Source organism: Erwinia sp. V71 (assembly GCF_965644245.1).
Lineage (GTDB): Bacteria > Pseudomonadota > Gammaproteobacteria > Enterobacterales > Enterobacteriaceae > Erwinia.
The window spans coordinates 62,599-86,207 of the sequence record NZ_CBFFRK010000004.1; the positions used below are offsets into that span (position 1 = coordinate 62,599).

19 protein-coding genes and 1 pseudogene are annotated in these 23,609 nt (G+C 56.3%); 9 read left to right on the forward strand and 11 right to left on the reverse strand.

Features of this window, described 5'->3' with window-relative positions:
* Positions 1 to 2: 2 nt before the first annotated feature.
* Complete coding sequence (gene xylB, locus ACSZO1_RS01775) at positions 3 to 1,460, forward strand: xylulokinase (protein ID WP_437608916.1); 1,458 nt, start codon at positions 3 to 5, stop codon at positions 1,458 to 1,460.
* 24 nt (positions 1,461 to 1,484) lie between these two features.
* Here xylB and ACSZO1_RS01780 read toward each other — a convergent pair whose 3' ends face one another.
* Positions 1,485 to 2,474: an acyltransferase gene (locus ACSZO1_RS01780; RefSeq protein WP_437608918.1), complete on the reverse strand. Its 990-nt coding sequence runs from the start codon at positions 2,472 to 2,474 to the stop codon at positions 1,485 to 1,487.
* Between the two features lie 219 nt (positions 2,475 to 2,693).
* Here ACSZO1_RS01780 and glyQ point away from each other — a divergent pair, with 219 nt between their 5' ends.
* Together glyQ and glyS are read left to right on the forward strand one after the other, a co-directional pair.
* Positions 2,694 to 3,605, forward strand: coding sequence for a glycine--tRNA ligase subunit alpha (glyQ, locus tag ACSZO1_RS01785; RefSeq protein ID WP_437608920.1), 912 nt, complete (start codon positions 2,694 to 2,696; stop codon positions 3,603 to 3,605).
* Positions 3,606 to 3,614: 9 nt separating this feature from the next.
* Positions 3,615 to 5,684 (forward strand): glycine--tRNA ligase subunit beta, encoded by a 2,070-nt coding sequence (gene glyS, locus ACSZO1_RS01790; protein ID WP_437608922.1) that lies wholly within the window; start codon positions 3,615 to 3,617, stop codon positions 5,682 to 5,684.
* Between the two features lie 201 nt (positions 5,685 to 5,885).
* Here the strand turns inward: glyS and ACSZO1_RS01795 are convergent, their stop codons facing one another.
* Positions 5,886 to 6,497, reverse strand: a complete 612-nt coding sequence (locus ACSZO1_RS01795) for a glutathione S-transferase (RefSeq protein ID WP_437608924.1) — start codon at positions 6,495 to 6,497, stop codon at positions 5,886 to 5,888.
* 53 nt (positions 6,498 to 6,550) lie between these two features.
* The gene (gene fdhE / locus ACSZO1_RS01800) at positions 6,551 to 7,477 is read right to left on the reverse strand and encodes a formate dehydrogenase accessory protein FdhE (protein ID WP_437608926.1); all 927 of its coding nucleotides are present in this window, start codon (positions 7,475 to 7,477) and stop codon (positions 6,551 to 6,553) included.
* A gap of 209 nt (positions 7,478 to 7,686) precedes the next feature.
* On the opposite strand from fdhE, the gene fdhD reads away from it, so the two are divergent.
* Entirely contained in the window at positions 7,687 to 8,460 is a 774-nt protein-coding gene (gene fdhD, locus ACSZO1_RS01805; RefSeq protein WP_437608955.1) for a formate dehydrogenase accessory sulfurtransferase FdhD, read from the forward strand.
* Here fdhD and ACSZO1_RS01810 read toward each other — a convergent pair.
* Positions 8,457 to 9,233 carry a DeoR/GlpR family DNA-binding transcription regulator gene (locus tag ACSZO1_RS01810; protein ID WP_437608928.1) on the reverse strand — a complete coding sequence of 259 codons (777 nt, stop codon included), beginning with the start codon at positions 9,231 to 9,233 and terminating at the stop codon, positions 8,457 to 8,459. The genes fdhD and ACSZO1_RS01810 overlap by 4 nt on opposite strands.
* A 188-nt stretch (positions 9,234 to 9,421) precedes the next feature.
* Here ACSZO1_RS01810 and ACSZO1_RS01815 point away from each other — a divergent pair, with 188 nt between their 5' ends.
* From ACSZO1_RS01815 to sodA, 3 genes are all read left to right on the forward strand, one after another.
* Positions 9,422 to 10,762 carry an aspartate aminotransferase family protein gene (locus ACSZO1_RS01815; RefSeq protein ID WP_437608930.1) on the forward strand — a complete coding sequence of 447 codons (1,341 nt, stop codon included), beginning with the start codon at positions 9,422 to 9,424 and terminating at the stop codon, positions 10,760 to 10,762.
* A 149-nt stretch (positions 10,763 to 10,911) separates the two neighbouring features.
* Positions 10,912 to 12,423, forward strand: coding sequence for a hypothetical protein (locus ACSZO1_RS01820; RefSeq protein ID WP_437608932.1), 1,512 nt, complete (start codon positions 10,912 to 10,914; stop codon positions 12,421 to 12,423).
* A 145-nt stretch (positions 12,424 to 12,568) separates the two neighbouring features.
* A complete protein-coding gene (gene sodA, locus ACSZO1_RS01825) occupies positions 12,569 to 13,186 on the forward strand; it encodes a superoxide dismutase [Mn] (protein ID WP_437608934.1) in 618 nt (205 codons plus the stop codon).
* Between the two features lie 79 nt (positions 13,187 to 13,265).
* Here sodA and ACSZO1_RS01830 read toward each other — a convergent pair whose 3' ends face one another.
* Positions 13,266 to 13,934, reverse strand: coding sequence for a YecA family protein (locus ACSZO1_RS01830; RefSeq protein WP_437608936.1), 669 nt, complete (start codon positions 13,932 to 13,934; stop codon positions 13,266 to 13,268).
* Positions 13,935 to 14,276: 342 nt separating this feature from the next.
* On the opposite strand from ACSZO1_RS01830, the gene ACSZO1_RS01835 reads away from it, so the two are divergent.
* Positions 14,277 to 15,782, forward strand: coding sequence for a sugar ABC transporter ATP-binding protein (locus ACSZO1_RS01835; protein ID WP_437608938.1), 1,506 nt, complete (start codon positions 14,277 to 14,279; stop codon positions 15,780 to 15,782).
* The gene (locus tag ACSZO1_RS01840; protein ID WP_437608940.1) at positions 15,779 to 16,777 is read left to right on the forward strand and encodes an ABC transporter permease; all 999 of its coding nucleotides are present in this window, start codon (positions 15,779 to 15,781) and stop codon (positions 16,775 to 16,777) included. Before ACSZO1_RS01835 ends, ACSZO1_RS01840 begins: the two co-directional genes overlap by 4 nt.
* On the opposite strand, the pseudogene ACSZO1_RS01845 reads toward ACSZO1_RS01840, so the two are convergent.
* The 6 genes and pseudogenes from ACSZO1_RS01845 to ACSZO1_RS01870 all read right to left on the reverse strand — a co-directional run.
* Positions 16,691 to 17,838 (reverse strand): annotated as a pseudogene (locus ACSZO1_RS01845) (hypothetical protein). The gene ACSZO1_RS01840 and the pseudogene ACSZO1_RS01845 sit on opposite strands and share 87 nt — an antisense overlap.
* 135 nt (positions 17,839 to 17,973) lie before the next feature.
* On the reverse strand, positions 17,974 to 18,336 hold the full coding sequence (locus ACSZO1_RS01850; protein WP_437608942.1) for a YibL family ribosome-associated protein: 363 nt from the start codon (positions 18,334 to 18,336) through the stop codon (positions 17,974 to 17,976).
* Between the two features lie 64 nt (positions 18,337 to 18,400).
* Positions 18,401 to 18,946, reverse strand: a complete 546-nt coding sequence (gene mtlR / locus ACSZO1_RS01855) for a mannitol operon repressor MtlR (RefSeq protein WP_437608956.1) — start codon at positions 18,944 to 18,946, stop codon at positions 18,401 to 18,403.
* A 148-nt stretch (positions 18,947 to 19,094) separates the two neighbouring features.
* Entirely contained in the window at positions 19,095 to 20,237 is a 1,143-nt protein-coding gene (mtlD, locus tag ACSZO1_RS01860) for a mannitol-1-phosphate 5-dehydrogenase (protein WP_437608944.1), read from the reverse strand.
* 97 nt (positions 20,238 to 20,334) lie between these two features.
* Entirely contained in the window at positions 20,335 to 22,266 is a 1,932-nt protein-coding gene (locus ACSZO1_RS01865; RefSeq protein WP_437608946.1) for a PTS mannitol transporter subunit IICBA, read from the reverse strand.
* Between the two features lie 589 nt (positions 22,267 to 22,855).
* The coding region (locus ACSZO1_RS01870) for a DDE-type integrase/transposase/recombinase (protein WP_437608948.1) at positions 22,856 to 23,609 on the reverse strand (754 nt) is incomplete at its 5' end.

Consider the following 23,609-nt stretch of genomic DNA (forward strand, 5'->3'; position numbering starts at 1 on the left):
GCATGGTCATTGGCATTGATTTAGGCACTTCGGGCGTCAAAGTAGTATTGCTGGATGCACAGGGGCAGGTGCTTGCCAGTCAAACCGCACCGCTCAGCGTGTCACGGCCTAATCCGCTGTGGAGCGAGCAGGACCCGCACAGCTGGTGGCAGGCCACTGACCAGGCGTTACAGGCGCTGGCGGCGGAACAGGATCTGAGCCAGGTGCAGGCAATTGGCCTCACCGGGCAGATGCATGGCGCAACGCTGCTGGATGCGCAGGGGCAGGTGCTGCGTCCGGCGATTTTGTGGAATGATGGCCGTAGTGCGCAGCAGTGCCGCGAGCTGGAGCAACAGGTGGCGGATGCCCGCCAGATCACCGGCAACCTGATGATGCCGGGTTTTACCGCGCCGAAGCTGTTATGGGTGCAGCAGCATGAACCTGACATTTTCGCCCGGGTGGCAAAGGTGCTGCTGCCGAAAGATTATCTGCGCTGGAGACTGACAGGCGAGTTCGCCAGTGATATGTCGGATGCTGCCGGGACGATGTGGCTGAATGTCGCAACGCGCGACTGGGATGATCGCCTGCTTACTGCCTGTGGTTTGAGCCGTGCGCAGATGCCGCAATTGTTTGAAGGTAACCAGATCACCGGCCATCTGCAGGCTGACCTCGCGCAGCGCTGGGGCATGAAGGCGGTGCCGGTGGTGGCGGGCGGAGGGGATAATGCTGCTGGCGCGATTGGCGTGGGTATGTTCCGGCCGGGGCAGGCGATGCTGTCGCTCGGCACATCGGGCGTCTATTTTGTGGTCAGCGATGGTTTCCGCAGTAATCCAGCCAGCGCGGTGCACAGTTTTTGTCATGCACTGCCGGATCGCTGGCATCTGATGTCGGTGATGCTGAGTGCTGCCTCCTGTCTCGACTGGGCGGCGCAGCTCAGTGGTTGTGAGGATGTGCCGCAGCTGCTGGCGGAAGCAGAGCGTGCGCGCCGCGATCTGCCGCCGGTATGGTTTTTGCCTTATCTCTCCGGCGAGCGCACGCCGCATAATAATCCGGCGGCAAAGGGCGTCTTTTTCGGCTTTACGCACCAGCATGGTCGCCCGGAACTTGCGTGCGCAGTGCTGGAAGGGGTGGGCTTTGCGCTGGCGCAGGGAATGGATGTGCTGCATGCCACAGGCGTTACGCCCGAGACCATTATGCTGATTGGTGGTGGTGCTCGCAGCGCTTTCTGGCGGCAGATGCTGGCGGATATTACGGGGCAGACGCTGGACTACTGTCGTGGCGGGGATGTTGGCCCGGCGCTTGGCGCGGCGCGGCTGGCACGGCTGGCGTTGCAGCCGGAAACACCGTTGGCAGAACTGTTACCAGCGCTGCCGCTGGAACAACGCCATCAGCCGGATGCGGCACGGCATCAGCAGTATCAGGCGCAGCGTGAGACCTTTGTCCGCTTGTATCAGCAACTGGAGCCGCTGATGGTGGAGTGATAGCTGAGCGAGCCGTGTAACTCTTTAACTCACCAAATGCCACTTATCCACCCGCCGCAGCGCCAGCAGCAAGCTACCACCCAGCGTAATCGTGAACACCAGCGGAATATCCAGCAGTGGCTGGCTGGTGTGATCGAGATGGTGGGTGCGCATATAGTGGATAAACAGCGCATGGAAACCGTAAATCGGTAACGAATTACGTGAAATGGTCGCTAACACCGGCAAAGGACGCTGGTTCAGGCGGTTCTTAAACAGCACCAGCAGACTGATTGCGGCGACAAATACCAGCGGTCCGCAGTACAGATACCAGGTATCGGAAAATGCGCCATTAATATGCAGCTCTTTTTTGGTGCCAATCGAAATACCGACCACACAGGCGGCAAACGCGATCCCCGCCAGCCAGCTGACCCGCGGCTTATCCGTTTCCATGATGCCAATCGCCCGGCCCAGCAGGGCGTACAACACGTAATAAAAAGTATCGCCGCCAATATAGAGGTTGATCGGCAGCCAGTGGAATGGCCCGATGGACTGGTCGACAGTATTCGGATTCGCCACCACCGCGACAACCAGCACCAGCACCGCCACGTAGCGGGCGCTGACGCTTTTCACCTGAATCAGCGGTGACAGCAGGTAAACCACCATAATCGCGAAGAAAAAACACAGGTGATAGAAAACCGGTTTTTGCAGCAGATGCTTAAGCGACTGGATTTCATTAATCGGCGTCATCAGCGTGATATAGGCCAGCGCCACCGCGCTGTAAAACAGCAGGCACAGCACTATACGCAGGAAATGGCGCGACTGCGCACTGCGCTCACCAAAGAACAGGTAGCCGGAGATCATAAAGAAAATCGGTACACAGACGCGGGAAGCGGAGTTGAGCAGATTGGCGAGGTCCCAGTGGTGTTCAGCCACCTTTGGGTTGTTGGTGATAAACCAGGTGGTGGTGTGGATCATAATCACCATCAGACAGGCGACACCACGTAAATTATCTATCCAGCCAATCTTTTGCGACATTTCGTCCTCTGTTTTGCTTTCCTTTCACTGCGTAACAGAGGTTAGCCAGGAGAAGTGGGTTCAACAACCTGAGTTTTCAGGAATCGGAATCCACTGAATGGTGGCGATGTTATGTCGCTATATATCGACGAATCAATATCACGGGCTGCATAAATGGCGGTCAAAGGGTATACTGGCGCACACTTTTTTTCATCCACCCGTATCGCGTGCGAATTCATCATGCAAAAGTTTGATACTAAGACCTTTCAGGGCCTGATCCTGACCTTGCAGGATTACTGGGCGCGCCAGGGCTGCACCATTGTTCAACCACTGGACATGGAAGTCGGCGCTGGTACTTCTCACCCTATGACCTGCCTGCGTGCGTTAGGGCCAGAGCCGATTGCCGCTGCCTACGTGCAGCCGTCACGCCGTCCGACTGACGGTCGTTATGGCGAAAACCCAAACCGTTTACAGCACTACTATCAGTTCCAGGTGATCATCAAGCCATCGCCGGACAATATTCAGGAGCTGTACCTTGGGTCGCTGAAAGAGCTGGGTATGGATCCGACCATCCACGATATTCGCTTCGTTGAAGATAACTGGGAAAACCCGACGCTGGGTGCCTGGGGTCTCGGCTGGGAAGTGTGGCTGAACGGGATGGAAGTGACTCAGTTCACCTACTTCCAGCAGGTTGGCGGTCTGGAGTGCAAACCGGTGACCGGTGAGATCACTTACGGTCTGGAGCGTCTGGCGATGTATATCCAGGGCGTCGACAGCGTTTACGACCTGGTGTGGAGCGATGGCCCGCTGGGCACCACCACCTATGGCGACGTGTTCCATCAGAACGAAGTGGAGCAGTCCACCTATAACTTTGAATACGCCGACGTCGATTTCCTGTTTACCTGCTTTGAGCAGTACGAGAAAGAGGCGCAGAGCCTGCTGGCGCTGGAAAAACCGCTGCCGTTGCCGGCTTATGAGCGCATTCTGAAAGCCGCGCACAGCTTTAACCTGCTGGACGCGCGCAAGGCCATTTCGGTGACCGAACGTCAGCGCTATATCCTGCGCATCCGCACCCTGACCAAAGCGGTGGCGGAAGCCTATTATGCGTCGCGTGAGGCGCTGGGCTTCCCGATGTGCAATAACAAGAAATAAGAGGCAGCCATGACTGAGAAAACTTTCCTGGTGGAAATTGGCACCGAAGAGCTGCCACCAAAAGCCCTGCGCAATCTGGCTGAATCTTTTGCCGCGAACTTTACTGCTGAACTGGATGCGGCCGACCTGGCGCACGGTGACGTCAGCTGGTTTGCTGCGCCGCGCCGTCTGGCGCTGAAAGTCGCTAACCTGAGCGCTGCGCAGCCCGATCGCGAAGTAGAAAAACGCGGCCCGGCGATTGCTGCGGCGTTTGATGCTAACGGCGTGGCCACCAAGGCTGCTGAAGGCTGGGCGCGGGGTTGTGGTATCACCGTGGATCAGGCTGAGCGTCTGAGCACCGACAAAGGTGAATGGCTGCTGTACCGTGCGCAGAGCAAAGGCGAAAGCACGCAAAAGCTGCTGCCCGCGATGGTTGCTAACGCGCTGGCGAAGCTGCCAATCCCGAAACTGATGCGCTGGGGCGCGAACGAGACGCAGTTTGTGCGTCCGGTGCATACCGTAACCCTGCTGCTGGGTGATGAGTCGATTCCGGCCACTATCCTGGGCATTGAATCCGCGCGTACCATCCGTGGCCACCGCTTTATGGGCGAGCCCGAGTTCACCATCGACAACGCCGATCAGTATCCGCAGATTCTGCTGGAGCGCGGTAAAGTGCTGGCGGATTACGATGCGCGTAAAGCAAAAATTAAAGCCGATGCCGAAGAAGCAGCGCGTAAGATTGGCGGCAATGCCGATCTGAGCGACAGCCTGCTGGAAGAAGTGACCTCGCTGGTCGAGTGGCCAGTGGTGCTGACCGCCACCTTCGAAGAGAAATTCCTCGCGGTGCCAGCCGAAGCGCTGGTGTACACCATGAAGGGCGATCAGAAGTACTTCCCGGTGTATGGCAACGACGGCAAACTGCTGCCGAACTTTATTTTCGTCAGCAACATCGAGTCGAAAGACCCGCAGCAGATTATCTCCGGTAACGAGAAAGTGGTGCGCCCGCGTCTCGCCGATGCCGAGTTCTTCTTTAACACTGACCGTAAAAAGCGTCTGGAAGATCACCTGCCGCGTCTGGAAACCGTACTGTTCCAGAAAGAGCTGGGTACGCTGCGCGATAAAACGGACCGTATTCAGGCGCTGGCGGGCTGGGTTGCCGGACAGATCGGTGCTGACGTCACGCATGCAACCCGTGCGGGTCTGCTGTCGAAGTGCGACCTGATGACCAACATGGTGTTCGAATTTACCGACACCCAGGGTGTGATGGGGATGCACTACGCGCGCCACGATGGCGAAGCGGAAGACGTTGCGGTTGCACTGAACGAGCAGTATCAGCCGCGTTACGCCGGTGACGAGCTGCCGTCTAATCCGGTTGCCTGTGCGCTGGCGATTGCCGATAAGATGGACACCCTGGCCGGTATTTTCGGTATTGGTCAGCATCCGAAAGGCGATAAAGACCCGTTCGCACTGCGCCGTGCTGCGCTGGGCGTGCTGCGTATTCTCGTGGAGAAAAACCTGCCGCTCGATCTGCAGACACTCACCGAAGAAGCCGTGCGTCTGTATGGCAGCAAGCTGAGCAATCAGCAGGTTGTTGATGACGTGATCGACTTTATGCTCGGTCGTTTCCGCAGCTGGTATCAGGAAGAGGGCCACAGCGTGGATACGCTGCAGGCGGTACTGGCGCGTCGTCCAACCCGTCCGGCGGACTTTGATGCGCGTATGAAGGCGGTGTCGCACTTCCGTACGCTGCCAGAAGCCGCGGCGCTGGCAGCGGCCAACAAGCGTGTGTCAAATATCCTGGCGAAATCTACCGAAACGCTGAATGACAGCGTGCAGGCGTCGCTGCTGAAGGAGAACGAAGAGATCCAACTGGCGACCTTCGTCACCGCGCTGAGCAGCAAACTGCAGCCGTACTTTGCGGAAGGCCGTTATCAGGATGCGTTAATCGAACTGGCGCAGCTGCGCGAGTCGGTGGACAACTTCTTCGATAAAGTGATGGTAAACGCTGACGATCAGGCGGTGCGCATTAACCGTCTGACTCTGCTGGCGAAACTGCGCGAGCTGTTCCTGCAGGTGGCGGATATTTCGCTGCTGCAGTAAGGGTCTGAAAGGGAGCCGTACCCGGCTCCTGATGTCTGATACACCGTGCAGGCCTAGGGAACACGGGCCGATCGGAAAGTCGCTATTCGTCATCCTGACCGCTCGGCCCGCGCCATCCCTGGCGCGGGACGCTTTCCTCTTCTGCCCGTGTTCTCTGGGCGTTGGTCTTCTCAGTCGCCTGAGGTTCTGTTCCAGCGGCACTTATGCCGTCGGCGGCACCGTGCGGGCAAAACTCTCGCGCTGAAACATCTTCTCCGCCAGTTTGATTAGCGCCGGGCGATCAACACACCAGTTCGGCACCACGCGGCGAAAGTTCAGATAACCAATGGTGCAGGCAGTGGCGATATCCGCCAGCGTCAGCGCTTCCCCGTTCAGCCATTTCCCCTGTGCCGCATGCCGTTCCAGCTCATCCAGCCCGCGCAAAATCTTTCCGCGCTGGCGCAGTAATTCTGCTTCCGACTGCTGCTCCGGTGGCAGCATCTGGTGGCGCACAATCACCAGCGCCGCATCACAAACACCGTCTGCCAGCTTCTCAAGCTGCCGTACCTGCAGCGAGGCGAGAGGGTCGCGCGGGATCAATACCGGGTCAATGTTCAGATGCTCAAGATACACGGCAATAATCGACGAGTCATACCAGATTTCATCGGCACTGACCGCCAGCGCGGGCACTTTTCCCAGCGGGTTATAGTGCGGAACATGGCTCCCTTCATGCCATGGCGACTCATTGACGAATTCGAACGTAATGCCTTTTTCCAGCATGATGACGGAAATTTTACGCACATAAGGGCTGGTGTAATTGCCGATCAGTTTCATTACGCTCCTCCATTGCTGATGATGATACGGGAATGCATCCTTCACCCGTCAGGCTATTCACCCGGGAACAGAAACGGGTTAAGGCTGCTGCGGGCAAAGCCCTCCTGCTCCATGCGTGCATCCAGCACCAGTGAGGCCAGGTCGTCGGCGACGGCTTCCAGCGCCGGGTCCTGCTGCTGGTACAGCAGTTTGACGTAGGTGCCGCAATCGCCACAGCTTTCGGCTTTTACCCGCCCGCTGGTGCTGTCCAGTGACCAGTAATGCAAATCGCGTTTCTGCTCGCAGTTGCTGCAGCTATCCGTGGCGACATGCCATTCGCTTTCGCACAGATTACAGTGAAGATAGCGCAGATCCTGCTGTCCGGCGCTGATCGGCACCACACAGCTGACCGGCACGCTGCCACATACCGGGCAAAACTGGCGTTGTGAACCGGCTTCGGTGCGTGCGTTACCGGGGATCAGTGCTGCCATTTGCGCCCAGTAAATCGACAGCGCCGCCCAGATAAAGGGCGCTTTATCACTGCTGACCTGGGCAAATTCGTGGCTGAGCATGGCGCTGGCCATCGCTTCCAGCTCCGGTGCGGAGGCTTTTTCCAGATTTTCCAGTACCGCCAGTGCCTGCCCGCTCATTTCCGGTTTCATTTCGGCAATCAGCGAATGCAGCAGACGCTGCCAGTGCGCATCGCGCGGCAGGGTGTGGATATCGAGCGGTGGCTTACCACTGGCGGCAGTCGCGACCAGCCGGGCATGCAGATCCATCTTCAGCGGATGGTCATACAGCACAATTTCCTGCGCTTCGGCGATCACCGCAGCAAAGCGCAGATAGTCGCCCAGCGGGTTTTTCGCTGCCAGGTCGCGCAGACGCGCAGCCCGGCGGCGGTACAAACTTTTCAGCCTGGGGAACAGCAGCGGCGGAATGCTTTCCACTGCGGGCTGTCCGCTCTCTTCTGCCGCCCGTTGCGGGATGATGCGAATACTCATCAGTGTTTTCCTGTGGTTTGACGCGCGATACACGCAGGAGGCGTAGTGGCTGATGATAGCAGCCATACTGCTGCATTTCTGCTCAAAATTTTAGCAATTGCGTCTGTGGGGGGATCGGTTCAGAATTGCCGGCGTGGGCGCAACGTGGCACTGAAGGTGATCTAAAAGTGAAAAATAAGCAGGCGAAGGCCGCAGAAAATCTGCCCGGCATGAGTGCCGTGCAGGTGTGGCAAAAGGCGGATTTACAACAGCCGCAGGCCGACTGGCTGGCCGACGAAGTGCCGGTGGCGCTGGTGTATAACGGTATCTCACATGTGGTGATGATGGCGTCGCCGAAAGATCTGGAAGCGTTTGCTATCGGTTTTTCGCTCTCGGAAGGAATTATTGCCGCGCCCGGCGATATTTTTGGCATTGATATTGTTAACGGCTGCAACGGGATTGAGGTGCAGGTGGAGCTGTCCAGCCGGCGCTTTATGGGGTTGAAAGAGCAGCGCCGGGCGATGGCGGGACGTACCGGTTGTGGCGTCTGCGGCGTCGAGCAGTTGGCGGAAATCGGTAAACCGGTGCAGCCGCTGCCGTTTAGTCAGACGTTTGCGCTGGCGCAGCTGGATTGTGCACTTGGCCAGTTGCGTGACTATCAGCCGCTGGGCGAGTTTACCGGCTGCACGCATGCTGCGGCCTGGGTACTGCCAGACGGGCAGCTGGCGGGTGGCTGTGAAGATGTCGGGCGTCATGTGGCGCTGGATAAACTGCTGGGTTACCGCAGCCAGCAGCAGTGGGGGCCGGGTGCGGTGCTGGTTTCCAGCCGCGCCAGCTATGAGATGGTGCAGAAAGCGGCAATGTGCGGCGTCGAAATTCTGTTTGCTGTTTCTGCGGCCACCCGACTGGCAGTAGAGGTGGCAGAACGCAGTAATCTGACGCTGGTTGGCTTCAGTAAGCCGGGCCGCGCCACCGTCTATACCCATCCACAACGGCTGGTTTAAGCCAGCAAAATCTCCGGCAGCTTGTGCTGCAGTGCGGTAAACGCCGCCTGTCTGGGCGCTTCGCTGTCGGTCACCAGCAGGCTGATTTCGCTGCTGGTGGCGTATATCCGGCGGCTGGTAACGCCCAGCTTGCTGTGATCGGCCAGCAGGATCAACTGTTTAGCCTGCTGCGTCATCGCGCGGGCAATGGCGGCCTCATACGGATGAAAGCTGCTGGCACCGTTGTGACTGTCGACACCGACGGGCGATAACAGCGCCACATCCGCGCGCCAGCGGGTAATCTCGGCAATTGTCAGTTCACCGCGCGTTTGCTGCGCCCCGGCCATCATGCTGCCGCCAAGCAGGATCACCTCATTATTCAGCGTCTCATGCTCTTCCCCGGCACTCAGCCGCAGCGCCGCCTGCAGGCTGTTGGTGATAATGGTTAAGCCGGACATCGAACGCAGCTCATCCGCCAGCATAGTGGTGGTGCTGCCGGCATCGAGGAACAGGGTCTGGCCGGACTGTAAGCGCTGTGCGGCTGCGCGGGCGATGGCGCGTTTCTCGCGTGCCATCACCGTGCTGCGTACGGTCAGTGGTGGTTCCGGTACGCTGTCGGTTGCCACCAGGCCACCATGTACCCGGCGCGCCAGTCCCTGTGCTTCCAGTTCAATGATATCGCGCCGTGCGGTTTCACGTGAAATACCTAACTCTTTGATAATTCTCTCGGTACTGACCTGATTCAGCGTGCTCAGCAACGCGCGGATGCGATGTAAACGGGTTTCCTGCAGCATGATATTGGGTTCCCTGCCAGTGAATCACTCCAGCTTACCTGACAACGCGTCTCTCTGCATATGTGTATTTTATTGTATTTGTGTATTTGGTTGCATTTTGGCAAAAATGCGCCATGATAGGTCACAGGTTGTGCAGAAGAATGACTTTGCGCCGTCAGGCAACACTACATTTCGCAACGGGAGTTATCATGGCTACACGTTCGACCATCATGGATACCAACAGTTTTCGCGCAGAACACGCCGATGGCCTCGATGCCGATGTGCGCAAGCTGACCGATAAACGCAGCAAAGTGCTCGGTGAATCGTATCGTCTGTTTTATCGCAAGCCCGTGCATCTGGTACGCGGTAAAGGCCAGTATCTGTGGGATGCGGCCGGAGATAAGTACCTTGATGTGTATAACAATGTCGCCAGTATTGGTCACTGTCACCCGGCAGTGATAGAGGCGGTGCATCAGCAGATGGGGATGCTGAATACCCATACCCGCTATCTGCATGAAGCCATTCTCGACTATTCAGAGCAGCTGCTGGCGACTATGCCGGGCGAAATCGACCGGGCAATGTATATGTGCACCGGTTCGGAAGCGAATGACCTGGCGATTCGTGTAGCGCGTGCTTACAGCGGCGGCACCGGCATTATTGTCAGCCAGGAAGCGTATCATGGCACCAGCGACCTGACGTCTGGCGCCTCACCGGCACTGGGCACTGGCCAGGCGCTGGCTGCCACTACCCGCCTGGTGCCGCCGCCGGATCGCTACCGGGTGAATGCGCCGGATCTCGGCGCCTGGTTCGCTGCGGAAATTCAGAAGCAAATTGATGATATGGCGGCGCATGGCATTAAGTTCGCCGGTTTCCTGGCTGATTCGATTTTCTCCTCAGATGGCGTATTGCCGGGGCCGAAGGGTTTTCTGCAGCAGGCGATTGAGGTGGTGCACAACAATGGCGGCATCTTTATCGCTGATGAAGTGCAGCCGGGTTTTGCCCGTACCGGCGACGCATTCTGGGGCTTTGCACGCCATGGCGTGGTGCCGGATGTGGTGACCACTGGCAAACCGATGGGCAATGGTATTCCAGTTTCCGCGCTGCTGGCGAAAAGCGATGTACTTGCGGCATTCAGTGATGAAATTCCGTATTTCAACACCTTTGGTGGCAATCCGGTGGCGATGGCGGCGGCGCAGGCGGTACTGAAAGTGATTAAAGAGGAAGGGCTACAGGAACACAGCCGGGTTGTGGGTGATAAGCTGCTGACGGCACTGAAGACGCTGATGGATAAATATGAGTGTGTCGGTGATGTGCGCGGCGCCGGGCTGTTTATCGGCTTTGAGCTGGTCAAAGATCGCGCCAGTAAAACGCCGGATAAAGCCCTGGCGCTGGATGTGATTGAGAAACTGCGTGAGCACCATGTGCTGACTTCCGTCGCGGGTCCGTATGGCAACGTGCTGAAGCTGCGTCCACCGCTGGCGTTCCAGGAGAGCGATATTGACTGGCTGGTGAGTGCGCTGGATAAATCGCTGGCAGCGCTGGTGCGATAAAATTAGCGAAATCACGTAAAAATGACGGCTTCTGCCGTCATTCTGTTATGAAAAACGCTCTTTTCCTTTTTGGTCGCTGACCTGTGGAATGTGGCTGGTTATTATTTCACCCACTCAATGTCGGGTTAGCCACCAGAGAGGAGAGCAAGATGAGTGACATGGATAGCCAGTTAGTGCCCTGTACTCCCACCACCAGGGCGCTGACGTTTGATCAGTCTCAGCCACCCGCCCTGAATGCCAGTAGCCTGCATGGCAACGTCGCCTTAGTGGGGAATACGCCTGCACAGTTTAACCTCACCACACCTGAGCCTGTGGTTGGTTCATCATGGATGTCAGCAGAACATGTGGCGTCTCAGCATCAGGAAATGCCATCTGCCTGCGGTTTCCCGGCGTTTAATCAGTCACTGAGGCAGGTGCAGACATCGCCTGGACCGCTTAATGCGCTGACCAGTATGGTGAATGATTTCTTCCGTGAGACGCCAGTCGCTGGCAGGCGCCCGGCCGGGCAGTCTGGATCTGTTTCGCACCCGACGTATACTTTTTCCGCTGAACATGTTGTCGGTTTAGTGGGAAGCATGGTCTATGGATCACAAACGGATACCCCATTTCAACGTGACGAGCTGCTTGAGGCATCACAGCATCTTCGCCGTTTGCTGGCGGGTAACAAACAGCAGCTTAAGATTATGATCCCTGAGCCTTTTCCGAGGCCGCTGGAGGAAGTTGCTGCGGCATTTGAGATCTTATCTGGCTGGGGATTATTCCGTGTTAACAGCGCAGATGCGACGGGCACGGCGGTGGACATCGATGTCCGGCAGGAGAAACTGCACAGGCTGCGACAAACAATCAGCGAACGGGTGATTATCGGTATTCATCGCAAGCAGCTGAGCATCTCCAGCCCGGCAAACCTGCAACAACAGCAATTTGTTGAGATTGTAGCAAGGGTCTACCAGGGGGAGAAGGCGCAGGAATTAGCGCAACTCAATGCCACAGTGCCGCCGCCAAATGCAGGCTGGCTCAGATTTAGCCACCGTAGCACACGGGCAATGCGTGATCATACCGATCCAAATACTTCCCGGGCGCAGATTACGCTTAATGTGCAGTGTGGCGAACTGGTTGCACTGACTTATGCGATGTTATTGCGTCCGAGGCCCAATCCTGTGAATCCAGAGCAACTGCTGATGATCACCTTTAACTGGCAGCAAGATAATCACTCCGTTCTGTTATATGCCATTTCGCCGGATTGCCAGTTCCATGAGCTGGGTGGCGACAGTGGCAACCTGCGGGCGGAGATACCCGTTGCGCAGTTTCTTGGCTGGCTGTTTGATTACCGGCAGCACCTGCTAATTCTGAATCCTGGCTCAGAAGACAACGTCATGGGGATGCCCGTCAGAAGCGTGGCGCATAATTACCTCGAGACCAATAAGTGCATTACGGTTTCCACCTGCCAGTCCGTTGCTGAGGTCACGAAAACGATCACTGAATTGTTAGTATCATCCGGTGTCAGGCTGGAGACGGTCACCGTATCGATTGATCACCCGCTGGCGGAAGTGCATCAAAGCGCACTTGAGGGCAGCTCAGATGACACTGACAGTGATCACGATAGTGATGACAGTGATGACCCATCCGATGATATGGCAATGGCATCTGAGGCGTGGAGCTGAATTTCCCTATGTGTAATAACCATATAAAATAAAAGGCATTGATTACGCTTTTCGAGATCATTTATTTAACTATAATGATCCGACTGCTTACGCGGTGCTAACCCAAAACTCAGAGCGCCGCCCAACATTAATGGAGATGATGAACATGAGCTATTCACTGCCATCCCTGCCTTACGCATACGACGCACTGGAACCGCATTTTGACAAGCAGACGATGGAAATCCATCACACCAAACACCACCAGACCTATGTCAACAACGCCAACGCGGCGCTGGAAGGCACTGAGTTCGCTAACCTGCCGGTTGATGAACTGATCACCAAACTGGATCAGGTGCCTGCTGATAAGAAAACTGTGCTGCGTAATAACGCAGGTGGTCACTCTAACCACAGCTTCTTCTGGAAAGGTCTGAAAAAAGGCACCACCCTGCAGGGTGATCTGAAAGCCGCAATCGAAGCCGAGTTCGGCAGCGTGGACGCGTTCAAAGAAGCCTTTGAAAAAGCAGCGGCAACCCGTTTCGGTTCTGGCTGGGCGTGGCTGGTTAAGCAGAACGGCAAACTGGCGGTAGTATCTACTGCTAACCAGGACAGCCCGCTGATGGGTGAAGCGATCTCCGGTACTTCAGGCTTCCCAATCATTGGCCTGGATGTGTGGGAACACGCTTACTACCTGAAATATCAGAACAAACGTCCTGACTACATCAAAGCTTTCTGGGATGTGGTGAACTGGGACGAAGCGGCGGCACGTTTCGCGTCTGCTAAGTAATCCGTTGCTCCTTCCCCCATCTCATGGGGGAAGGAACAAGCTCAGTGATCCCCGCCACATCCATCTTCGAACGACACCATCAATGCAGGCAGCACTGCTTATACTTTTTGCCGCTACCGCATGGGCAGGGATCGTTACGTCCTGGTTTGGCATCCAGCACCACCGGTTGCTGCGGGGATGGAACGGCCTCCGGCTGCGTCAGCCAGTAGTCATGCAGCGCCAGCGCCGCCGGGCGAATCGCGGCGATACTCTCTTCCATCTCGTCCGCATCCAGTTGATCCAGCTTTTCCGCACCGTCTTCGGTGCCGTGCAGGGCAATGGCATCCAGCGCCGGTTGCAGTGATGCAGGCAGGGCTGACCAGTCGCTCAGCGCCACACCACGCATATAGCCAAAGCACCACTCCTCAGCGACGACAAACTCCTGACCTTCCATTTCACGCACGCCAAACAGCGGGTCAAACTGGTCGGGGAAATCCGCCAGACGATCGGCAATATCATTCAGATGCTGGAAGCAGAGATCCATAAAGCGGTTCATCTCACGTTCATTCTTCCACTTCGGCACACGCTTTTCACCGCCCCACACTGCCACCAGCCACTGGCTGGGTTCCACCGCCGTTGGGCCGGAAAGCACTGCCGTCAGCAGACCATCCAGTTCAGCGACATCCAGTATCGAGTCGTCGTTGCCATATTCTTCCAGCAGCGTCTCAAGCCATTGCAGCTCTTTGTCGGTCAATGGGCCTTCATTCATACTGTTGCCTCCTGAGGCGAAAAAGTGATTACCAGCGAAAACCGCAGCAGTGTAACCCCGTCTGCGCTAATTCGGTTAATGGCAGCGCTGAATTTGTTATTTTTTCTCACCGTTAAGCGCAGCGCAATCACTGCCAGCAGATCCTTTTGCTCTTCTGCAGCTAAGGACGCGATTCATTCTGCTAATCAGCACCTTTATTGCGTGATCTCTCTGTTATGTCTGGATGTCTGGATGGCTAATAACATTTTGTGTTAGCTTATGCACTTTCATTCGTTGCCGATGGAAATCATTCCGATAAGAATGCGACGAATTCATCACAGACAGCCGAGAGCAAAAATCCCAATGACTGCGTTAAATCGCCTTGAAATGCACAACATTTCCATCGCTTTTGGCGGTTTTGCTGCGCTGACGCAGGTGGATTTTACCCTTGAAGGTGGCTCGATCCATGCCCTGACCGGAGCGAATGGTGCGGGGAAATCGACGCTGATGGCAGTTCTTTCGGGCGCGCATAACCACTATCAGGGTGACATTCTGCTCGACGGTCAGCCGGTGGCGATCAACTCGCCGCGCGATGCCAAACGGCTGGGTATTCACCTGGTGCAGCAGGAAGTGGATGTGGCGCTAGTGCCAACGCTCAGCGTGGCGGAAAACATTATGCTGGACCTGCTGGCGGAAAACGGCCAGCTGTATAACTGGAGTGCGATCCGCCGTCAGGCGCGCGAGCTGCTGGCGCAGCTGGATGTGCAGATGGATGTGCGTCGCCGTATTGATCAGTGTTCACTGGCGGAGAAACAGCAAATCCTGCTGGCGCGTGCGCTGTCGCACCACTGCCGCTTTCTGATCCTCGATGAACCTACCGCACCGCTCGATCAGCATGAAAGTGAACGCCTGTTCGCGGTCGTACGTCGCCTGCAGCAGAACGGCATTGGTGTGGTGTTTATCTCCCACCGTATTCACGAACTGAAAGCGATTTGCGACCAGCTGACGGTACTGCGCGATGGCCGCCTGATTGAGACCGGGCCAATGCAGCATCTGACCGGTGAGCAAATCGTGGAAAAAATGCTCGGTCATCAGCTGGATGATATCTATCCGCCGCGCCGTGCCGCCTGCAACGGTGAGACGCTGCTGAGCATCGAAGGGCTGCACGATGACGCCCTGCTGCATGATATTTCGCTGTCGCTGCGCAAAGGGGAAATCCTCGGTATTGCCGGTCTGGCGGGCGCGGGCAAAACGGAACTGTGTAAGGCACTGTTTGGCGCCAGCCGCAGTCAGGTACGTGCCGGTCAGCTGCACGGCAAAGCCTGGAAACCGTCGTCACCCCATGATTCTGTCGAGAAAGGGGTGGCGCTGGTGCCGGAAGAGCGGCGCAAAGAAGGCATTTTTATCGAAGAGCCGGTCAGTATGAACCTGAGCATCACCGCTGATAACAGCTTCTCGCGCCTCAGTTTTTTCAATCGCCGTAAAGCGTGGCGCTGGGCGGAAGAGGTGATCGCGCGGCTCGGTGTGCGTACCACTGGTCCGCAGCAGATACTGCGTCGCCTGTCGGGCGGTAATCAGCAGAAAGTGGCGATTGGCAAATGGCTGCGCAATAACGCGGATGTGCTGATTTTTGATGAGCCGACCAAAGGCGTTGATGTTAAAGCCAAAACAGATTTATTTGTGCTGATCGATCAGCTGGCACGCGAAGGCAAAGGGGTGATTTATGCCTCGGGTGAATTCGCCGAACTGGTCGGTCTGTGTGATCGCATTTGCGTGCTGTGGGATGGCCGTATTGTGGCGGAAATGGACGCGCGTACCGCTGACGAAGAGACGCTTTTACTTTATTCCACCGGAGGAACACCTGCGTGAGCAGCAAAGATATTTCCCTGAAAGGTGCGCCAGCCGGGCGTCACCAGGTTTTTGAATTTCTCTATAAGTGGGGAATGTTGCTGACGGTAGTGGCGCTGATCGCAGGCTTTGGCCTGGCATCGGAGAGCTTCCTCGACCCGAACAATATCATCAACATTCTGCGCTCCATCGCCATTGTGACGGTTATTGCCATTGGCGTGTCGATCTCGCTGACGATTGGCGGCTTTGACCTGTCGGTCGGGTCGACGGCGTCGCTGGCGAACTCGCTGGTGATTTCACTGTTTGTCTGGTACGGCTACGGTTCGACCTCGGCGATTGCCCTGACGTTGCTGCTGTGCTGTCTGGTCGGGCTGTTTAACGCCTTTATGATCGTGGTGCTGCGCATTCCCGATATGCTGGCGACACTGGCCAGTCTGTTTGTGGTGCAGGGCGTGGCGATGACCTACAGCTTTGGCGGCTCGATTACCGAAAACATGGTGCTGCCGAGCGGTGATATGGCGGAAGGGACCATTCCGGCGGAATTCTCCCTGCTGGGTCAGGTGCCGACCATCGTGATTATTATGCTGGTGGTCACCGTGGTGGCGCAGCTGGGGCTGTCGCTGACCAAGCATGGTCGCCGTATGTATGCCATTGGCGGCAACCCGGAGGCGGCGCGCCTTTCCGGTATTCGTACCACGCGCTATCGTGTGGCCGCTTATGTGCTGGCATCGCTGCTGGCGGGGCTGGGCGGCATTCTGCTGGCATCGCGTATCGGTTCCTCGCAGGTGAATGCGGGCGGCGGTTATCTGATGGATGCCGTGGCCGCGGCATGGATTGGGCTGTCGCTGGCGGGCGCGGGTAAACCGAATGCACTGGGGACGCTGCTGGGTGCGGTGATCCTGGGCGTGCTGCAAAATGGTCTGGTGATGCTATCCGTGCCTTACTATGCGATGGATATTATTAAAGGGCTGGTGCTGGCGGTCGCGCTGGCGATCACTTACGTGCAGCGCCGTTAAGCGCGCTTTTTCCTGCAAAAAAGCATCGGTTTCCGGTGCTTTTTTTTCGTCCGATGACGGGTTGCATGACTCCGTCTGAATGGCATGGTCGACGGCTGCACTCAACAGCGCAGCGCGTTCGCGCCGGATATTGCTTTTCTGCTGGTATTCATCAAGCACGCTGTAGTCGCGGATAACCGTTTTCAGCGCCCGCTCAGGATAGCTGGGATCTTTGCTGATGTTTCGCATGGCTTTCATGACAAACACGCCACAGCCGTTAGGTGCGTTATCCTGCAGATTCTGTTCAACCCAGACAGGCTTTGCCGAACCACACATCTTCGCCATACCATTGAGAGCGGTTTTTTTTCAGCAGACAATGTCGCCAGACTGTCAAAGAATAGCGATCCACGCTTTCCATCATCGTTCGTGAATATGACCCACAGCAGCCAGTGTTCCCCGATTATCAGCGGGATAGCATCCACCTGCTGGCGGTCCGGCGCAAATAATACCGTCAGTTCACTCTGGTTCTGTGATGCGGAACGGGCTGGGTGAAAAGTGGTCAGGCTGGCGACGGGGGAATTTAGTATTTTAGCCATCGCATTCAGCTCGCTGTTGGTGACGCAGCGGTTCGTGTTAAACATTGTTGAGTCGGCTGGCTGTTCCATCTGCACCATCGTTTTAAGAAAGTGATGATTTGCCTGTAAGCGGTCGAGCACTTTGGCACGCTCATCTGAATCGCTTTGCGTTTCAAATCCCCCCATTAACAGCAGCTTTGCCGGAATATCGATTGGGTTGTGTGCTATTTTGAACACCAGCTGGCACAGATTTAACGCTTTTTCAGCCAGCTGTTCTCTGAAGCATTCCCCCTGGAGAGGCGCTTCCTGGCCGCTATATAAATCGAAGAGAAAGGCAGCTGCGGCTTCCCGGTTCGGATTATCCTGTTCCAGTGCCATGGTAAACAGGCAGTCGATACTGAATGCATCATTACAGCGTGCAGCGTCTTTCAGATCCTTCGTCAAATGCAGTATCGACTGAATATAGGGACCGTCGGAAGTGAGGAATGCTCCGGTAGCGTCGACCATATCTTGCCCTCTTCGGGATACCGATGATAAGCAAGGACGTTAATGGCGAAGCGCAAATGAGACTACAAGATAGCGCCGCAGTTAGCACAGAGGCGTGGCCCGGCAATGGGTGTGTATCGCCGGGCAGAAGAGGTCTTAAAACGCTTTTTTCGCGAAGCCAGTCATCTCTTTCAGGCCCATTTCGCGGCCCAGCGCAGTCATCGGGTGCACCACCACAATGCCGCGTACGGATTTTTTCAGACCACCGAGATCCGCCTGCTCTTTCTTGGTAATCGCGCGGCTGAACGGCAGCTGCTGCAGTTTCTGCGCTTCTTTGCTCAGCTTCTGGTCACGTACGCCACGCAGACGTTCGATTTCGGTCACCAGCTTATCTTTTTCTTTCAGCAATTCACCGAGCTTCTCGGCGTCGCCGGATTCCAGCAGGGCTGGCTCTTTGTGATTCAGGGCGTCGAGCTGATCGCTCAGACGTTTAATTTCGGCTTTTTCCTGCACTTTCATGATAAATACCTGCGTAATTGATGCTATGGGCGCAAGGATACACGAAAACGGCTGTGGGGTGGCGTTACTTTTTAAACGCCTGCTTCAGGCTGATACGGGAAATCAGATCGGTCAGGGACAACACCATCGTGGAGCGGACGACCTGCTGATAACGCTGACGCTGCATGGTGCGTAACGCTTCATCTTCGCTGGCGAATTGTGGCGGCGGCGGCAGCGCGGCGACACAGTGCAGTTCGCCAAACGGGCCGAGAATTTCATCGTCGGTAAAACGGTATTCGGTGCTGTCGTCATTCAGCTCTTCGCGCAACGCCATTAACAGTTCGCAGTCTTCATATTCACTGCGGCTGATCACGCCAAGGCCGTAGATCAGCTTCAGGCGTACCGACAGTTCGCCGAGCGGGCCATCGCCCAGCAACAGCGGCTCGACGGCATATTTCACGGCGTAGTCATCCTTGCGAAACACCTGCAATACCAGCAGGTTAACGGCTTCTGCCAATAGCTCTACGGCGGCGATCAAAAAGTTTCTCACCGAACGGCCGGCATTCAGGCGTTCAAGCACCCGATTTTCAAAAGCCTGCTTCTCTTCCATTATTGCCTGCATATCTGTCATTGCTCCCGGAGGCACAGCGGTACTGCGCCCTGGAGGGGGATCGAGGGTGTGCGAAAGTGCGCGCATTATGGCATAAACCCTTATGACGTGAAGCAGTAACTGTGTCGGTGATGACTCCTTCACCACCGGCACAGTGCTTCAGTCACAATCAGGCGTTATACGCCTTAACTGCCGCGGCCACGACATCGCTGTTGGCGTCGAGGCCAGAGATTTGCGCCAGCGTTGCCTGTGGACCGAGTTTCTCCAGCAGCGCCACCAGTTCCTGCGCCTGCGGGTCCTGCTCACTGCGGTAGTGCATCGCAGCGGCGATACCGATCACCAGATTGTCGTGTGGTAAGCCATACTCCAGCGTGCCGAGTGTGGGCTTGATCAGACGATCGCCCGCGCTCAGTTTACGCAGCGGCTGACGACCCACGCGCTCAACGTCATCTTTCAGATACGGGTTTTCGAAACGGCCGAGAATTTTCTCGATGTACGCGGCATGTTTGGCGGCGTCAAAACCATAACGTTTGATCAGTACTGCACCACTCTCCTGCATTGCCCCTTTCACCACCTGACGTACCTTGTCATCAAGGATCGCATCACGGATGGTCTGGTGACCGGCCATCTGGCCGAGGTAGGCGGTGATGGCATGACCGGTATTCAGCGTAAACAGTTTACGCTCAACGAAGGCCATCAGATTGTCGGTCAGTTCCATGCCTGGGATAGCAGGCAGATCGCCTTTGAACTGGGTCTGGTCGACAATCCACTCGCTGAAGGTTTCCACGGTCACTTCCAGCACATCGCTGCCACCGGCTTCGGTTGGCGGCACAATGCGGTCCACGGCGGAATCGACAAAGCCGACATGCTGTTCAACCCAGGCGTGATACTGCTCAGACAGTGCCGCCAGCACATGTTGTTTCAGCTGGCTGGTGCCACGCACCATGTTTTCACAGGCAATGATATTTAACGGACGGGTATTACCGCTATCACTGCGTTTGGCCAGTCCGCGCGCCACGCTACCCGCGATGCGTTCAAGGATCTGTGGACCAACCGCCGTGGTAACGATATCAACCTCAACAATCAGCGCAATGATATCTTCGCTGGTGCTGTTGACGGAGCTGACGCCTTTAACGATCTCAACCTTGGCGTTCTCGCCTACCACGTGGACCGGATATTCGTGACGCGCATTCAGCGCATCCAGCACGGCCTGATTCACATCGGCGAAAACCAGTTCGATACCGGCATCCGCCAGCAATTTCCCAATAAAACCGCGGCCAATATTACCTGCGCCAAAATGTAAAGCTTTCATGCTGTTACCCATATATAAGACGAAGGGCCAGGCATGCCTGGCCCGGGAAAGGGGCTGGGCATGCTCAGCCCCTGGGAACGACCTGTTAACCTGTTAATCAGGCGGATTTGTTACCGGACAGCAGATCGAGAACTTCCTGCACGCTGGTGGTATTCGCCAGCTTCTCAATCACGCTGTCATCATCCAGCGCGTTGGTTAGGCTGGTGATCACCTGGATGTGCTCGTTGTTACGTGCCGCGATACCGATCACCAGACGGGCGATATCGTCCTCGTCTTCACCGAAATGCACACCCTGCGGATACTGACAGAACACGACGCCGGTTTTCAGCACGCGATCTTTCGCTTCCACAGTACCGTGTGGTACGGCGATGGATTCACCGAGATACGTTGGCGTTAACTTCTCACGCTCCAGCATCGCTTCAACATACTCTGGCTGCACGTAGCCGCCTTTCACCAGCTGCTCACCGGCGAAGCGAATCGCCTGCTCTTTATCTGCTGCCTGCAGACCGAGGAAGACATTGCCTTCGCCCAGCTTGAACAGATGATCCTTGCCTTCGTCGAAGCTGTCATTGAGCGTGGTCATCACTTTGTCGTGATGCTCTTCGCTGCGATGTGCGGCAGCCAGACGAGCAGTCAGATCGCTGTACAGGCCGCTGTCGAGGAAGTTGCTCAGTGAGATATGCTGCGCATGTGGCGCCTGACGCATCGCACGCTCAGTCAGATCGCGGTGGGTAATCACCACATCGACGTCGCCCGGCAGGCTGTTAATTGCGCTGTTGGTCACGGAGATGTTGGTCAGACCGGCATCGCTCACTTTCTTACGCAGTACACCTGCGCCCATCGCACTGGAACCCATACCGGCATCACAGGCAACGATGATTTTACGTACGTGGCTCAGATCGCCCAGCGCATCGACAGTCGACACGGCAGCGGCGCCGCCCTGGCCTTTAGACTGCGCTTTCATCTCCTGCACACGACGGGTCGCGGCTTCGATATCGTCATCTTCTTTCACTTTGCTGGTTTTCAGCAGGATAGCGGAGATCACGAAGGAGACGGCGAAGGCTGCGGCAATCGCCGCGATATTGGCGAAGTAAGCGCCTTTTGGCGTCATCGCCAGTACCGCCAGGATAGAACCCGGAGAGGCTGGAGATACCAGGCCGCCGTTCAGTACGGTCAGGGTGAACACGCCAGTCATACCACCGAGGATTACCGCCAGCAGCAGACGTGGGTTCATCAGCACGTACGGGAAGTAAATCTCGTGGATACCACCGAGGAAGTGGATAATCGCTGCACCGCCCGCAGACTGCTTGGCATTACCACGACCAAAGAAGATGTAAGCCATCAGCACGCCCATACCTGGACCCGGGTTCGCTTCGATCAGGAAGAAGATCGATTTGCCCGCTTCGCTGGCCTGCTGGATACCCAGTGGCGAGAAGATGCCGTGGTTGATAGCGTTGTTGAGGAACAGGATTTTCGCTGGCTCAACAAAGATGGAGGTCAGTGGCAGCAGGTTGTTCTGCACCATCACGTTTACACCGGCTGCGAGCAGGTGTGACAGCGATTCAACCAGTGGACCAATGGCGACGAAGCAGAGCAGGGCCAACAACATACCGATGATACCGGCAGAGAAGTTGTTAACCAGCATTTCGAAGCCGCTTTTGATTTTACCGTCAACCGCACGGTCAAAGCGTTTAATCGCCCAGCCGCCGAGAGGACCGGCAATCATTGCACCGAGGAACATCGGCATATCGGCACCGACAATCACACCCATGGTGGTGATTGCGCCGACCACGCCACCGCGGTCGCCACCCACCAGACGACCACCGGTATAACCGATCAGCAGTGGCAGCAGGAAAGTGATCATTGGGCCAACCAGTTTGGCGAACGTTTCGTTCGGCCACCAGCCAGTTGGAATAAACAGCGCGGTGATAATACCCCAGGCGATAAACGCCCCGATATTTGGCATCACCATGTTACTCAGGAAGCGACCAAAGCTCTGAACCTTGATCTTAAAGTCTGCTGAGGACATAAACACACCCCTTATTGGTACGCGCTGACAAATAAGAGAGCGCGTTGATTTTTGTATTAGACAGGCACGGCGGGGAGCCGTCGGTGTTACACAATTACTGTATGCACGCGGACTCTAGCACGCGAATATGACGCTGCGTAGTAACCGGGGTGATGTGTGATCTGCGTCACGCTACAGGCAGGGCTTTAGGGGTTGTTTTGGTGATCTTTGTCACAGAATTGTTGTGTAAAAAAAAGACGATGGCGAATATTTAAACGATGCTGTCAACATAATGTGACTTAAGTCACTAAATGGTGAGGAAAGTTTGTTGTTGAATTGTGATGAGTATCACAATTTATTTTCAGGTGAAATTGCTCGCGATCACAAACTGCGGGGCGGACGCGCGTCTTAAATGAGACAAGTGTAAGAAAATTACGCCAATTCTCAGGGGGTTTAATGCTCCTTCCCCCGTGGAACGGGGGAAGGCTGGGATGGGGGAGCAAACGACTCCGATGCTGAGTTGCCAGCTCCCCCTCCCTGACCCTCCCCCACGAGGTTGTACGGTCCGGGGACATTGCAGACAGGTGTTCGGGGACATGGTGAACACTTTTTAACATCCTTTACCCATGGTGATCGACTTTTTCTTCAGGTCGATCACCCCCACTTTCGTGCTGTACCACCACACTTCATAACTGCCGTCTTCCGCTGTCTCCTTCAGTCCCACCCGCTCACCCCTGAACGCCTTGCCTGCCCTCAGGCAGATACCTTTTACCCGCAGCTTCCCGCTGGTATCCACCTTCCTGACCAGAACACTGTCGTCGTATTCCGGCGGGATTACACTGCTGCTGTACTGCCGCGCAGACGGCTGATATCGCGAGGCGGGGACTGCCATATTAAGTGCCTCATGCGGACGTTCAAGGTTATAGACCGTGCGCCAGTGGTCGAAGGCCCGCTGCAGTTCACCCCTGTCCGCGAACCATCTGCCCTGCAGCACTTCCGCCTTCAGGCTGCGGTGAAAACGTTCCAGCTTGCCCTGCGTCTGTGGATGATAAGGCCGGGAATGACCCACCCGGATACCCAGGCGCATCAGCCACAGCTCCAGCGCGGTCCAGACGCCGGTGGTGTCGCCCCACGGCGAGCCGTTATCCATCGTCATCCGGTCCGGCAGACCGTAGCGTTCAAACACACTGACCAGCTGCTGCTGCACGGTCTCACGCCGTTCATCGGTGCAGGGTGCCAGACACAGGGAAAAGCGGGAATGGTCGTCCAGGAGAGTCAGCGGATGGCAGCGACCGCCGCCAAAGGGGAAGTGGCCTTTAAAATCTATCTGCCACAGCCTGTTCGGGGCGTTGTGTTCAAAACGC